The sequence below is a fragment of the Candidatus Pelagibacter sp. HIMB1509 genome, assembly GCF_052047855.1.
Classification (GTDB): Bacteria; Pseudomonadota; Alphaproteobacteria; order Pelagibacterales; family Pelagibacteraceae; genus Pelagibacter.
This window is the reverse complement of the sequence record NZ_JBNAIU010000001.1, coordinates 193,224-208,518: the sequence shown is the minus strand read 5'-3', so window position 1 is coordinate 208,518 and position 15,295 is coordinate 193,224. Positions and strand designations below refer to the sequence as shown.

Genomic DNA, 15,295 nt, shown 5'->3' with positions numbered 1-15,295 from the left:
AAAATCAGAATATATATTAAGTCTATTGATAAGTCCTTATCAAAGCATTAACCATGAACATCCAAGAACTAAAACTCAAATCATCTGAACAGCTTATTACTCAAGCGGAAGACCTTGGTATAGAAAATGCTAGCACATTAAGAAAACAAGAAATTCTCTTCGCCATTCTTAAAAAAGTTGCTGAAAAAGAGGAAATAACTGGTGTAGGTGTTTTACAGCTTCTACAAGATGGTTTTGGTTTTCTTAGAGCAATGGAGTCGAACTATCTTCCAGGACCGGATGATATATATGTGAGCCCAAGCCAAATTAGAAAATTTGGTTTAAGAACAGGTGATACTGTTGAAGGACCAGTTAGAGCCCCTAAGGAAGGTGAAAGATATTTTGCATTATTACAAGTAAGTAAAATTAATTTTGAAGAGCCAGAAAAGACAAGACATAAAATTGCTTTTGATAATTTAACACCATTGTATCCAGACAAACAATTGGTTATGGAAATTGAAACAAGTAAATTGGAAAAAAAACCAGATTTAACCCCAAGATTAATCGACCTAGTTAGTCCAATAGGAAAAGGGCAAAGATCAATAATTATTTCACCACCAAAAGCTGGGAAGACAATGATTTTGCAAAGTATTGCAAACTCAATAGCCAAAAATTATCCAGAGTGTTATCTGATAGTTTTATTGATTGATGAACGTCCAGAAGAGGTTACAGACATGCAAAGAACTGTAAAAGGTGAGGTAATAAGCTCTACTTTTGATGAGCCTGCACAAAGACATGTTGCTGTTGCTGAAATGGTTATAGAAAAAGCAAAAAGATTAACAGAACATAAAAAAGACGTGGTTATTTTATTAGATTCGATAACAAGATTAGGAAGAGCTTATAACGCTGTAATACCAAGTTCAGGAAAAGTCTTAACAGGAGGTGTAGACGCAAATGCACTTCAGAGACCAAAAAGATTTTTTGGTGCCGCAAGAAACATTGAGGAAGGCGGTTCATTAACCATTATTTCCACAGCTTTAATTGATACTGGAAGTAGAATGGATGAAGTAATTTTTGAAGAATTTAAGGGAACAGGTAACAGTGAAACAGTTCTTGATAGAAAAATTGCTGACAAAAGAATCTACCCTGCTATCGATATAACAAAATCTGGGACTAGAAGAGAAGAATTATTATTTGATAAAAATGATTTACAAAAGATGAATGTATTAAGAAGAATAATTGCGCCTATGGGCACAATGGATGCTATTGAATTTATTAGTTCAAAGTTAAAAGATACAAAAAATAACACTGAATTTTTTAATTCAATGAATAAACCTTCATAAATAAATGTCTGATCTTGATAAAGATCTGGTAATTAAACTTCAAAAATTTCTAACAGAAAAACAATTTAAAAGACTAAAATATGAAGTTGATGTAATTGGTGAAATAAAGGACCAACATCCATTAATTATTTTTTATTATGCCTCGTCTATAGCTCTTAACATAAATTCAGACAATGAAGATCTTTTATATGCTGAAGAGCTATTTGAAAAAGTTTATCTTTTAAGAAATGATCTACAATCTTTATATAATATGATTGCAATAAGTTTTAAAACAAAATGTTTTAAAAGAGTGTTTCCTCATATTTTAAAAGAATATGAAAAAAATAGTAAAGATAATAATTTAATAGAAGGAATAGCTAAAATTAATTTTTTTTTAGGAAATAATGTTGAAGCAATAAAATATTTTAAAATCTTTTTTGACAAAAATCCAAATTCAATAAATTATCTTACTTCATTTATATCTGCCTTTAATTATATTTCAGATATTGATCAGAAGAATTATTTGAAGGTATGTGAAAAATATTTAAAGCCGTTTGTAAACAATATTAAATATGACAAATTAATTAATCCTAAAGAAAACAAAAAAATTAAAATTGGATTTTTATCAGGAGATTTAAAAACTCACTCAGTCTCCTTTTTTTTAAAAGGTCTTATATCAAATATAAATAAAGAAAAATTTGAAATTATTTTTTTTAGTAATTTAGATATTTCTGAATATGATGATTATACAATTTTTTTTAAATCATTTTCAAATCAATGGTTTGATATTTTTTCATTAGAGGACGATTTAGTGATAGAAAAAATTAGGAGCTTAAATTTAGATGTTCTTATAGATCTGAGTGGTTTTTTTAAAGGAAACAGATTGCAAGTTATAGTAAATAGATGTGCAAAAATTCAAATCGGTTGGCTTGGATATAATAATAGTTTGGGAATTAAGAATTTGGATTATTTAATAGCAGATCCTAATTTAGTTAAATCAGATGAACAAAATCAATATTACGAAAAAATATTATTTTTACCAAAAATTTGGAATGCCATGTCTATACCTAAAGATTTACCAAATATAAATGTTATTAAGGATACGAATAAAAATATTTTTTCTTTTGGTTCATTCAACAACTATCAAAAACTCTCAAATGAAACAATTAAAGTTTGGTCAAAGATACTCTTAGATACTAATTCACAGATTTACCTAAAAAGTTCAATTATGGAAAGTAAAGATATCAAGGAAAATATTTTAAATAAATTTTTTCAACGTGGAGTTAAAAATAGCCAAGTCATATTTTTAGATCGAACTGACAAAATCAGTGATCATTTAAAGTTATATTACAAAATTGATTTAGCACTAGATACTTTTCCATATCCAGGGGTTACAACATCTTTTGAGGCTATCTTAATGGGCGTTCCTGTTTTAACAATGAGAGGATTTAATTTAAATTCAAGATGTGGTGAAAGTATACTTAAGAATATTGCTTTACCTGAATTAATTGCTCAAGATAAAAATGATTATTATGAAAAAGCAATTCATTTCATGAATAAAAATAATTTAAATAAAGTTTCTGGATTAAAATTAAGAGAAAAGGCAATTTCTTCACCATTGTTCGACACAGTTACATTTGCTAAAAATTTTGAAAATATAATTGAATGGACTTATAATAAAATAGAAAAATAAAATTTTTACAAATATTTCAATTCTTTCATTTCTTTTTTAAAACCAGTTTTAATTTTTTCAGCAAATTCCCTTTCTAAAATTTTTTCCCAATTATTTTCAGGGCCAAGGTTAAAGAATAAGTTTTTATTTTCAGAATGAAATTTTCTCCAATTTTTAAAACTATTATCTGTGTTATTAAAAGTTTCACTCATCTCTCTTTTTTTCAGAATATTAAAATTTGTAGTCTCTATAGCTTTTTGCAATTTTAATTTATTTACTCCTTCTACGTTATTCATTAGAGCATTCGTAAATACAATTAAATCTCTAAAGGTTTCATATCTATTTTCTATAAGATCTTCATATTTAACAAAAAATCTTCTAAATTTATTATTTCTAAACCAAGATAAGTAATTTTCAGCCCATGAACTTATATAAGTCAGAGAAGCATGCGAACCATTATTTGACATTAAACTTCTTGTTTTATCTGTAATCATTTCCAGAGCTTTTTCATTGTCTAATGAATAATGATTTTTAATAGAAGTGAACACATTTCTGGGATCACGTATTATATAAATTGCACCAAGTGTGGTTTCATGTGAAGCGAATTCGTTACCTTTATAATTCCCTAAAAAGCTATGTGTTTTAAAGAATCTAATTTTCTTGTCTTTATTAATTTTTTTTTGAATGGGTATCCATAATTTTGAAGCTTCCTCAAAATTATCGACTTTTTGATTAAAGTATTTTTCATGTGGAAATTGATCAATATTAGAAATCAGATTAAAATCAAATTGACCATTATCGGAAAAGTAATATGCTGAAAGAAATGCTCTTACGTAAGTATTTCCACTTTTAGGATAAGACGCCAACCAAATGATCATAAAAATTTATATAATTAAAGATAATATATAGCTATAATAAAAATTGATGACAATTTATGCACTTTCATCAGGACCAGGAATTTCTGGTGTAGCAATTATTAGAATTTCAGGAAAAGACACCTCACAAGTAATTAAACTTCTAACAGGAAAAAATCCCCCAAAACCTCGTGTCGCAACATTAAGAAAAATCAACAAAATCAACACATCTGAACTAATTGATGAGGGATTAATTCTTTGGTTTCCTGGCCCCCAAAGCTATACAGGCGAAGATATGGCCGAGATACAAGTTCATGGTAGTAAAGCTGTAGTAGATGCACTTCACTCTTCCATTTCTCAAATCGAAAATTGCAGATTAGCTGAACCAGGTGAATTTACTAAACTTGCATTTCAAAATGGAAAAATAAATTTATTAGAAGCAGAAAGCATCTCTGATTTAATTTCTTCTGAAACAGAAATTCAAAGGCAACAAGCTATTAAAGTTATGAATGGCAAATCTGCTGATCAATTTAATTTTTTAAGAGAAAAACTTTTAAAAATTTTGGCTCATGTTGAAGCTAAAATTGATTTTCCTGATGAAGATCTACCAAACAATATTTTGGATGAAATCAAAAATAACTTAAATGATGTTATTCAAAAAATTAAAAAGATTTTAAATGATCAAAAAGTTGGAGAAAGAATTAGAGAGGGTTTTAAGATTGCAATTCTTGGACCTACTAATGCAGGGAAATCTAGTTTAATAAATTATTTATCAAATAGAGATGTTGCAATTGTTTCTGAAATAGCTGGTACCACAAGAGATGTTATCGAAACTCATCTTAATATTGATGGTTATCCTGTAATAATATCTGACACCGCAGGAATAAGAGATTCTAAAGATGAGATAGAAAAAAAAGGTATTAAATTATCTTTAAATAAAGCTGATGAAGCAGATTTAAAGCTTGTAGTGATAGATGTAAAAAGCCTTGATTTTACTGGTGTTTTGAAGGGCTTATTAGATGAAAATGCAATCTTAGTTATTAACAAGTCTGATCTTTTAGAAAAAGAAATTGATTCAGAAATTAAAAATATAAATCATGTTTTAATCTCAATTAAAAATAATAAAAATATTGATGAGCTAATTTCAAAAATAAAAAATAATTTAAAAAATAAATTTATAACAAGCGATGATATTTTAATTACTAGAGAAAGACACAGACAACATTTAGAACAGTGCTTAGAACATTTGAATAACTTTAATCAAAAAAAAGAAATAGAAGATTTTGATAAAGCAGCAGAAGATTTAAGATTAGCTACTAGACATTTAGGTATGATCGTTGGAAAAGTTGATGTAGAAGAGATATTAGGTAGTATTTTCAACGATTTTTGCATCGGTAAATAATCCCCCATTTTCCTTGTTTTTTAGACATTTTTATCAAAAACTGTTGATAATTAATGTTTATTTACAAAAAAATGAGCCTGTCTTGTAAATTATGTATTCACATATAAATTCAACTCATGAAAAACGATTTGTCATTTGATGTAGTTGTAATTGGTGGTGGTCATGCAGGATGTGAGGCAGCTGCAGCTTCTGCTCGTCTAGGTGTAAACACTGCCCTATTCACTCATAAAATAGAAACGATTGGTGAGATGTCATGTAATCCTGCAATAGGTGGTTTAGGTAAAGGTCATTTAGTTCGAGAGATAGATGCACTCGATGGTGTTATGGGAGATGTTGCAGATAAATCAGGCATACAATTTAGATTATTAAATAGAAGCAGAGGGCCAGCTGTGCGTGGACCAAGAACGCAATCAGATAGGGCACTATATCGTAAATTTATGCAAGAAAAACTGATAAACTATTGTAATTTAAGTATTTTTTCAGACCCTGTAATAAAGTTTATTTTTAATAATAATGCTATAAATGGTTTTGAAACAAAAGAAGGTAAAAAGGTATCATGTAATAAGTTAATATTAACAACAGGAACTTTTTTAAATGGTTTGATACATATAGGTGATGAAAGAACACCAGCAGGAAGGTATGATGAAAAACCTTCAACAGGTTTAAGTGAACAATTAGCAAAATATGATTTTAAAATTGGAAGATTAAAAACTGGAACACCTCCAAGGTTAGACGCAAGAACAATTAATTTTGAAAACCTTGAAGAACAATTTGCAGATGATGATCCCTATTATTTTTCTTTCCTAACTAAAAAAAATTTAAACAAACAAGTGTCATGTCGCATGACTTATACCAATGAGAAGGTTCATAAAATTATAGAAAAAAATTTATCTAAAAGTGCAATTTACTCAGGTAATATAAAAGGGGTAGGTCCAAGATATTGTCCATCTATAGAAGATAAGATAGTAAAATTTGCAGATAAAGTTCGTCATCAGATTTTTTTAGAGCCAGAAGGGCTTAATGATCACACAATTTACCCAAATGGGATCTCCACATCGCTTCCATTCGAAGTACAAAAAGAAATATGTAATAATATCAACGGTTTAGAGAATGTTACTATTATAAGACCAGGTTATGCTATAGAATATGACTATATAGATCCACGTGAACTATTCTTGACCCTTGAAACTAAGAAGATCAGCAATCTTTATCTTGCTGGGCAGATTAACGGAACAACAGGATATGAAGAAGCAGCTGCGCAAGGCCTTATAGCTGGTATAAATGCAGCTTTATCTGTTAAAAATTCTGAGCCTTTTATCCTTGATAGATCTGATGCCTATATTGGTGTAATGATTGATGATTTAGTTACTAAGGGAGTTGCGGAGCCATACCGTATGTTTACATCAAGAGCAGAATATCGATTAAGTTTGAGAGCAGATAATGCAGATCAAAGATTAACACCTAAGGGAATAGAAATTGGATTAATTGGAGACGAAAGAAAAGCTTTATATTTGGATAAATTTGATAAAATTGAAAAAATTAATTTAAAAATGAATAAATCTAGTATTTCACCCTCTAAAGCAGAAAAATTTGGGATTAAAATAGCGAAAGATGGAATATTGAGGTCTTCAAATGAGGTGCTAACCCAAAAAGATGTAAATATGAGTAAAATTAGAGAAATATGGCCTGAAATACCCTATTTTAGTAAAGAAATTGATGAACAAGTAGAAATTAATGCTCATTACAGGGGGTATTTAAAGAAGCAAAAAGCAGATATTTTAGCATTTAAGAGGGATGAGAACTTAATTATTCCTGATAAAATTAATTATGATGAGCTTTCAGGTTTGTCTAATGAGGTTAAAGCTAAATTTAAAGAAATAAAGCCTAAAACTATGGGTCAAGCTTTAAGAATTGATGGAATAACCCCAGCAGCTGTATATATTTTGTTGTCACACGTAAAAAGAAAGTCTATTAAGCATATAGCTTAATGGATCAAGAAATTTTAAATTCTTACTCTAGACTTAATGATCTAAATGTTTCACGTGAAACATTTTTAGACTTTGAAAATTATATATCTATGATTCTTGAAAAAAATAAAAAAATTAACATAATTGGTGAAAATACAGCATCAAAAAACGTAATAATTGAGCGTCATATTATAGATTCAGCACAAATAATTGATTTTATTGATTTAAATAGTGATACGACCACAGATTTAGGTTCTGGAGCAGGTTTCCCGGGAATTATAATGGCAATTATACTAAAAAACATGAAAAATAAAATGAATGTGCATCTGTATGAAAAAAGCTACCATAAAAGCCATTTTTTAAAAGAAGTTTCAGAAAAATTGAATTTAAATACAAAAGTTTTTCAAAAAAATATTTTCGAGATAAAAAATTTAGAGACAGGAACAATTATGTCGAGAGCGTTTAAACCTATGCCTGTTGTTTTAGATTTAGTTTATGAAAATTTTTCGAAATATAAAAATTTAATTTTCTTTATGGGCAGAAGTGGAAAAAAAGTTTTTGAAAATTCTAAAAAAAAATGGAATTTAGAATATATAGAAAAGAAAAGTTTAACAAGTAAGGATTCATTTTTGATAAATATTAAAAAAATTAAAAAAAAAAATTAAAAAAATTTTAAATAAAATTAAATGCAAATTATTTCAGTCATAAATCAAAAGGGTGGGGTAGGAAAAACTACAACAGTAATAAATCTTGCAGCTGGACTATCACAACTTAATAAAAAAATTTTAGTTATAGACCTAGATCCTCAGGGAAATGCAACTACAGGCCTTGGATTATCTAACATGGATAACTCTATTGATACAATTTATGGGGTCTTGAATGGAACTAAAGAAATTTATCAAGTAATTAAGAAAACCCAGTTTGAAAATTTGGATTTAGTAACTTCTAATGTTGACTTATCAGGTCTCGAGGTTGAAACAGCTGATGATACAAATAGAGCTTTTATTTTAAAGCGTAAATTAGCCGCTTATTTAAATGATTCTGAAGGATCTTACGATTATATACTAATTGACTGCCCTCCCTCTCTCAGTCTATTAACTGTCATGGCTCTTGTTTGTTCAAGCTCGTTACTGGTCCCTCTACAGACAGAATTTTTTGCTCTTGAGGGTCTAACTCAGCTTATGAAGACAATTGAAAGAATAAAAGTAAGTTTAAATCCAGAATTAAAAATCAGAGGTATACTTTTAACAATGTATGACAAAAGAAATAAGTTATCTTCACAAGTTGAAAAGGAAGCAAGAGATTATTTTAGTGAAAAAGTTTACTCAACAGTAATACCTAGGAATGTTAGATTATCAGAAGCACCTTCGCATGGAATGCCAGTTTTAATTTATGATAAATCATGCCCAGGTAGTAAGTCGTATTTTAGTTTTACAGATGAATTTATAAATCAAGAATCAACAATAGGAAGTGCTGCTTAATGGATAAAATTAAAAAAGGTCTGGGGAGAGGTTTATCATCATTGATTGGTGAAGCTAAAGTAGTGTCAGAGAAAAATGAATTACAAATTATCGACCTTGTTCCAAATAAATATCAACCAAGAAAAATATTTGATGAGAACAATTTAATTGATCTGACAAATTCAATTAAAGAAAGGGGAATGATACAACCAATCATTGTTAGAAAATCAAATGATGGTGGAGGAAAATTTGAAATAATAGCAGGAGAGAGAAGGTGGCTTGCAGCACAAAGGGCAGGTCTACACAAAGTTCCTGTTGTTATTACTGAAGCTGACGATTTAAAGTCTTTAGAATATGCAATTGTAGAAAATGTTCAAAGGCATGATCTAAACCCTCTTGAGGAAGCTCAAGGCTATAAAAGGTTAATTGATGAATTCTCTTATGATCAAGAAAAAGTATCAAAATTTATTGGGAAAAGTCGAAGTCACATTACTAATTCTTTAAGGCTTTTAAATTTGCCAGATGATGTAATAAAATTAATTGAAACTCAAAAATTAACAGCTGGTCACGCTAAAATTTTAGTTGGGCTTGACAATGCTAGTTTTGTTGCAAATAAAATTATTGAAAAAAAATTATCTGTTAGACAAGCTGAAAATTTCGTTAAGATCTTCAAAAATAAAAAGAAAATAAAAACTTTAAAAGATACTAATATAATCGCACTCGAATTATCAATTTCGAATAAAATTGGTTTAAATGTTGATATTCAAAATAACAAAAGAAACAAAGGAAAAATTAGTTTTGAATATAAGGATTTAGATCAATTAAACAAAATTATTGATATTATTAAATCTAATTATTAGTTTTGTTAGAACATTGTTTCAAAAGAAAATCTGTGATTAAATAAACAGAATTATCAAAGTTTTTTTTTATTATTAACTCTATTTTATTTATTTTAAAAATTAAATTTTTAATGTTTTTAGGCTTCCATTCGTAAATTTGTTGCTTAATAATTTCCTTATCTTTCCAGAAAATAGGGGGTTTTGCTGATGAAATTGTCAAATCTATATTATTATTTATTTCATACTCATTTAAAAGTTTAAGGATTTTTTTAGATTTATTTAATAATGTTCTTATAATTAGCATGCAATCATCATGATTGAAATTATTTTCGCTTAAAATATTTATAACTTTTTTTTTGTTCATAGTCAGACAATTGTCAGTTAGTTCTGAAACGCTGTAATTTTCTGATAAGTTTGTTAATTTAGATATAATTTCATCTGAAACTTTTTTTCCACTTTTAGTGTAAAGTTCAATTTTATTTAATTCATTAAGTAAGTTTTGCTTGTCGTTATTACTTTTTTTTATAATCAAATTTATATTAATTGGTGAAATGGAAATATTTTTATTTTTAAAAAAATTAAATGCAAATTTATATAATGTTTGTTCATTTTCTTCATAAAATGGAACACATGCACATTTTTTATTATTTTCAAATAAAGTTCTTAATTTTGATTTTTTTTCTAAAACATTTGCTTCAACTATTATTAAAATATCTTCTAAATCTTTTTCGATTATACTGTTTAATAATTTAATTATTTTGTCTGTTGCTCTTTTAATTATTATATTTTTTTTTTCGTCAAATAATGATTTTGATACTAAGCTTTCATAAAATTCATTTGGTTTTTCTAAAACTTCACTTTCTTCATACTTTAAGATTTCGACTTCGTTCCTTAATAAATTGTTAATAACCTCAGTTTTAAGTCCTTGATTTTTGCCGTAGAATAACAGAAATGCAAAATTTTTTTTCGTAATTTTATTAATTTCTTGGGATTTAATTATCATTTCATTGAATTAATAACTAAAATAATTTCGTTAGCTATAGCAGTACCAAAATTTTCTTTAATAGTTTTTTCGTATGTGTCTGTATCAAAATTGTCATCACTAATTTCTAAGTTTGAACTTTGATTGATAGAAACTATTTTATTTTTAGATTTAAATTTAATATTAACTTTTGAACTTGCTGTTAACTTAAAAATAGTGGTTTTCCCTTTTTTATTTTTAGATATTGGTATTTTATTTAAATTAGTATCAATATTTAAAACATAAAATTTGTCACTGTTTTCATCTGAAATAATATTTATTTTTTTATTAATAGTATCATTTATGGTTTTATCACCAGAAAGACTATTAATTTGGATATTTAAATTTTCTGCAGAAAAATCTTTATATATAGGTGTAAATCCACAAGCTGTAAAAAATAAAAAAGAGATTAATATAAAATGATTTTTCACAATTAGTTTATAATATTACATTAATTAATTTATTTGGAATAAATATTGTTTTTTTTACTGACTTGGTTTTGATATGTTTGCTAATTTTATCATTTTCTCTAATATTTTTTAAAATTTCATCTTCACTAGTATCTCTATTTATATTTAATACACCTCTTGTTTTTCCATTGACTTGAACAACAAAGTTTACATTTTTTTCAAATAGAATGTTTTTATTAATAGATGGCCATTTAAATTGATTTTTTTCTCCAAGTAACTCTAAACATTCATTTGAAAAATGAGGTATGATAGGAGACATCGTTATAAGAATATTTTTATAATTTTTTATCCAATCTTCGCTTTTAATTTTATTATTAACTATTCTATTTAAAGCAGAATAAATTTCATGTAGGTTTGCAACGATTTTATTGTAACTAAAATTTTCAATATTATTTTCTACATTTTTAATAAAATTACTTGCTATTTTTTCAAGATCATTTGTTGACACTTCATTATGATTTGCATTTATTTGTTCTAAAATTTTATTATTTAACGTCCATAATTTTTGAATAAACTTAAATGAAGAAGTCATACCCTCATCAGACCACTGCACATCTTTTTCTGGAGGACTATCAGATAAGATAAATAATCTTACCGAGTCAGCTCCATAATTTTTGATAATTTCCTCTGGATCAATAGTATTTTTTTTTGATTTAGACATCGATTCAGATGGTCCAACTTTAATCTTTTTGGACTGATCTTTTTTTAAAAATTTCATACCATCTTTAGATATTATTTCATCAGGACTTACCCAATTGCCATCTTCATCTTTATATGTCTCATGACAGACCATTCCTTGTGTAAATAATCCCTTAAATGGCTCATGCAAGTTTAACTTATTATTTTTATATGAAAGAGCATGCATAAAAAATCTTGAATAGAGTAAGTGTAATATTGCGTGTTCAACACCTCCTATATATTGGTCTACTGGCATCCAATATTTAATTTCTGAGTCATTGAAACCATAGGTCGAGTTTTTTGAAGAACAAAATCTCAAAAAATACCAGGAAGAGTCAACAAATGTATCTAACGTATCAGTTTCTCTTTTGCATTTTTTTCCATATATTTCTATGTTTTTCCAATCTTCCATTTCCTCTAAGGGATTACCATTTGAGTTAAATTTTTTTATTTCTGGTAGTTCTACTGGCAATTTATCTAATGGTATTTTAATTGGATTGTTTTTTTCATCATACGCAATTGGAATTGGGCAACCCCAATATCTCTGTCTAGAAATTCCCCAATCTTTTAGTCTAAAGTTAGTTTTTTTTTTCCCAAGTTTATTTTTTTCTAAGTAATTAATTGTTTCATTAATTGATTGTTCTGGAACTTTGAGATTATTTAAAAATTTTGAGTTAAATAGTTTTCCTTCTCCAGTATATGCTTTATCTTTTATTTCAAAAATTTCATCCTTATCTGGCTTTACCACTGGTGTAACTGATAGTTTATATTTTTTTGCAAAATCTAAATCTCGTTGATCGTGAGCTGGACAACCAAAAACAGCACCTAATCCATAATCCATCAATACAAAATTTGCGAAATATACTGGGACTTTCATATTTTCATCTAAAGGATTGATAGCTAGTAATTCTGTTTTATATCCAAGTTTTTCTGCTATTGCGATGGATTCCTCTGTTGTGCCTGTTCTAGAACATTCTTCTTTAAATTTTATAAATTCTGGGTCTTGTTCATAAAATTTTGCTATTGGATGATCAACAGATAAAGCTAAAAAAGACATCCCAAATAATGTATCTGGTCTAGTTGTATAGCATTTAATTTCTTTAATTTTTTTTTGGGACTCAATTTTAAAATTAACTTCGCATCCATAGGATTTTCCAATCCAATTTGATTGCATTACTTTTACTTTATTTGGCCATTCTTTTAAGTTACCTAAACCATTCAATAATTCATTAGAGAATTTAGTAATTTTAAAAAACCATTGATTAAGTTTCTTTCTCTCAACAACTGCTCCCGATCTCCAGCCCCTACCGTCAACAACTTGTTCATTTGCTAAGACAGTTTGATCAATTGGGTCCCAATTTACATAATTTTCTTTTCTGTAGACAAGTCCTTTGTCAAATAATTCTAAAAAAAACTGTTGCTGATGTCTATAATATTCCTTTGAGCAAGTAGAAATTTCTTTACTCCAATCGATAGATAGTCCTAATTTTTTAAGTTGTTTTTTCATTACTGAAATATTTTTTTCAGTCCAAGTCTTTGGGTCTAAATTATTTTGTCGGGCGGCATTTTCAGCAGGCATTCCGAAAGAATCCCAGCCCATTGGATGGAGGACATTATAATTTTTTAAAGATTTATATCTAGCTAGAACATCTCCGATTGTATAATTTCTAACATGTCCCATATGAATTTTCCCTGATGGATATGGAAACATTTCTAAGCAATAAAATTTTTTTTTTGTGTGATCAATTTTTGATAAAAAAGTTTTATTTTTTTCCCATTTATCTTGCCATTTTTTTTCTACTATTTTAAAATTATATCTATCCACGAAAATTAAATTAAAGGATTATCTTCTGTCTCTTTCAAAAGCTTTATAAGGCTTAAAATTTTCTTTATCCTCTACTTCTTTATACTGAGCAGCAATTTTAAGTATTTCTTTTTTTAACTGCGTTACAATTTTGCCCTCTTTTTCACTGATTACACAGTTATTGGTTGTTGCACAATTTTTATAAAATACTTTAATACTTATGGCATCTGACCTTACTTCATTAGTTAAAAATCTTATTGAAATTTTTATACTTTCTCCGTTATTATTTTGATCTGAATACCAATCAGTAATTATCATGCCACCACTATAATTTACTGATGATAAAGGCATAAAATCAATCACATCCAAGGATGCTCGCCATAACTCATTGGAGCTTGCAAACTCAAAATCTCCACCTCTTCCTGTAGAAACAGAATCCATTAACCTAAATCCTCTTCCCTCTTCTATATTTTTTTTCACTCTTTCAGCAGGATCATAGGGAACTTTTCTTGCATCAGCTCCAGGCAACTTACCGTTACAACCACTCAATAATAAAAATATGGTAAAAAGCAAAATAATGTGTTTTGGTGAATTCATTTTGTTATATTTATTTAAACGAACATTATGAGACTTATATATTAAAATGCTAAAATTGGTTAATTTTAACTCAAATATAGCAATTTTTGTGTTGCAAATATGCAACAAGTGATAATTTTTTCAAGTTTAAAATTCTATTATTAATAAAAAATCAAGCAAACATGTTATTTATCCAATGTTTATTATTAATAATTAACAATTAATTAAAGGAGTAATTAATATGAACATTAAAAAAATAGGTTTAACTGCATTAGCAGGTTCACTTGTAGCTACTTCAGCATTTGCTGGTAGTTTAGAAGCGACTGGTTCTGCAGGTATTAACTTTGCAGGTGCCGACAAAGGTACTTCTGGAAATGGTTGGTCAATGACTGACTCTGTTACTTTTTCAGGTGGTGGAGAAATGGATAATGGTATGAACGTTACTGTTTCTTTCGAATTAGATAACAACGCTTCAGCTGCTTCTGGTCAGTTTATGGACAGCAGAAGTATAGTAATCGATACTAATGGTATGGGTACTGTTACTTTTGGTGGTCACGGTGGAAGCTCAGCAATGGGTGCTGTTGATGATGTTATGCCAACTGCATACGGTGAAGCATGGGATATTTTATCAAATAGCCCAGATAACGGATCTGTAACTGCAACTGCTTCAACTAACTTTGATTCAATTGGAAGTGCTGGTTCAGATAACATGTTCCACTATTCAAACTCTGATTTGATGGATGGTCTAAAATTATCTTTGTCTTACGTTCCACAAGGTTCTACTGAAGCGTCAAGTTCTACAGACGTAGCTGTTGAGTATACAGGTATTGAAGGTTTAACACTTGGTTATGCACAAGGTGAAGACAATGCTACTGCTGGATCAGAAACTGACAATAGTACTATGTATGTTAAATACGCATATGGTCCTATTACAGTTGGTATGCAAGAATCAGAAATAGATGCAGCTACAGCAGCAAATTCTGATGAGTTCTCAGCATCTGGTATTACTTACCAAGTAAATGATGATTTGACTATTGGTTACCATGCGTCAGCTTATAATGCTGGTGATAAAGGTGTTGACCAAGAATCTACAAACATCTCGTTTTCATACACAATGGGTTCTATGACATTAGCAGCAGCGTTTGTTGATGAAGAAAACAGAGGTGGTGAAACTACTGCGGTAAACGACATTTCAGGTTACGCAATAGACCTAGCGTTTGCATTCTAATTTAAATTAGAATTAATTTTAAA

General features: G+C 28.3%; 13 protein-coding genes. 8 read left to right on the top strand and 5 right to left on the bottom strand.

The annotated features are described in order from the left end of the window. The first annotated feature begins 53 nt into the window (after positions 1–53). Entirely contained in the window at positions 54–1,322 is a 1,269-nt protein-coding gene (rho, locus tag ACTTBO_RS01020) for a transcription termination factor Rho (protein WP_440655812.1), read from the top strand. A 4-nt stretch (positions 1,323–1,326) separates the two neighbouring features. Beyond that, a complete protein-coding gene (locus tag ACTTBO_RS01015; RefSeq protein WP_440655810.1) occupies positions 1,327–2,994 on the top strand; it encodes an O-linked N-acetylglucosamine transferase, SPINDLY family protein in 1,668 nt (555 codons plus the stop codon). Positions 2,995–2,999: 5 nt separating this feature from the next. On the opposite strand, the gene ACTTBO_RS01010 is transcribed toward ACTTBO_RS01015, so the two are convergent. Next, complete coding sequence (locus tag ACTTBO_RS01010) at positions 3,000–3,851, bottom strand: sulfotransferase domain-containing protein (protein ID WP_440655808.1); 852 nt, start codon at positions 3,849–3,851, stop codon at positions 3,000–3,002. A 46-nt stretch (positions 3,852–3,897) separates the two neighbouring features. Between ACTTBO_RS01010 and mnmE the strand changes: the two genes are divergently transcribed. The 5 genes from mnmE (at position 3,898) to ACTTBO_RS00985 (ending at position 9,516) form a co-directional block, all read left to right on the top strand. Further along, on the top strand, positions 3,898–5,229 hold the full coding sequence (gene mnmE, locus ACTTBO_RS01005) for a tRNA uridine-5-carboxymethylaminomethyl(34) synthesis GTPase MnmE (RefSeq protein WP_440655806.1): 1,332 nt from the start codon (positions 3,898–3,900) through the stop codon (positions 5,227–5,229). 116 nt (positions 5,230–5,345) lie between these two features. After that, the gene (mnmG, locus tag ACTTBO_RS01000) at positions 5,346–7,217 is read left to right on the top strand and encodes a tRNA uridine-5-carboxymethylaminomethyl(34) synthesis enzyme MnmG (RefSeq protein ID WP_440655805.1); all 1,872 of its coding nucleotides are present in this window, start codon (positions 5,346–5,348) and stop codon (positions 7,215–7,217) included. Continuing rightward, the gene (locus ACTTBO_RS00995; RefSeq protein ID WP_440655803.1) at positions 7,217–7,861 is read left to right on the top strand and encodes a 16S rRNA (guanine(527)-N(7))-methyltransferase RsmG; all 645 of its coding nucleotides are present in this window, start codon (positions 7,217–7,219) and stop codon (positions 7,859–7,861) included. Before mnmG ends, ACTTBO_RS00995 begins: the two co-directional genes overlap by 1 nt. Before the next feature lie 21 nt (positions 7,862–7,882). Continuing rightward, complete coding sequence (locus tag ACTTBO_RS00990) at positions 7,883–8,677, top strand: ParA family protein (RefSeq protein ID WP_440655802.1); 795 nt, start codon at positions 7,883–7,885, stop codon at positions 8,675–8,677. Beyond that, positions 8,677–9,516 carry a ParB/RepB/Spo0J family partition protein gene (locus ACTTBO_RS00985; RefSeq protein WP_440655801.1) on the top strand — a complete coding sequence of 280 codons (840 nt, stop codon included), beginning with the start codon at positions 8,677–8,679 and terminating at the stop codon, positions 9,514–9,516. Before ACTTBO_RS00990 ends, ACTTBO_RS00985 begins: the two co-directional genes overlap by 1 nt. On the opposite strand, the gene holA is transcribed toward ACTTBO_RS00985, so the two are convergent. From holA to ACTTBO_RS00965, 4 genes are read right to left on the bottom strand one after another with little or no spacing between them, the layout of a single operon-like run. Further along, the gene (holA, locus tag ACTTBO_RS00980; protein WP_440655800.1) at positions 9,506–10,498 is read right to left on the bottom strand and encodes a DNA polymerase III subunit delta; all 993 of its coding nucleotides are present in this window, start codon (positions 10,496–10,498) and stop codon (positions 9,506–9,508) included. The two genes, ACTTBO_RS00985 and holA, sit on opposite strands and share 11 nt — an antisense overlap. Then, positions 10,495–10,947 carry a hypothetical protein gene (locus ACTTBO_RS00975; RefSeq protein WP_440655799.1) on the bottom strand — a complete coding sequence of 151 codons (453 nt, stop codon included), beginning with the start codon at positions 10,945–10,947 and terminating at the stop codon, positions 10,495–10,497. Before ACTTBO_RS00975 ends, holA begins: the two co-directional genes overlap by 4 nt. Before the next feature lie 7 nt (positions 10,948–10,954). Continuing rightward, a complete protein-coding gene (gene leuS, locus ACTTBO_RS00970) occupies positions 10,955–13,489 on the bottom strand; it encodes a leucine--tRNA ligase (RefSeq protein WP_440655797.1) in 2,535 nt (844 codons plus the stop codon). An 18-nt stretch (positions 13,490–13,507) separates the two neighbouring features. After that, entirely contained in the window at positions 13,508–14,065 is a 558-nt protein-coding gene (locus ACTTBO_RS00965; RefSeq protein WP_440655796.1) for a DUF3576 domain-containing protein, read from the bottom strand. A gap of 220 nt (positions 14,066–14,285) precedes the next feature. On the opposite strand from ACTTBO_RS00965, the gene ACTTBO_RS00960 reads away from it, so the two are divergent. Next, a complete protein-coding gene (locus ACTTBO_RS00960; protein WP_440655795.1) occupies positions 14,286–15,272 on the top strand; it encodes a porin in 987 nt (328 codons plus the stop codon). The last annotated feature ends 23 nt before the right edge of the window (positions 15,273–15,295 follow it).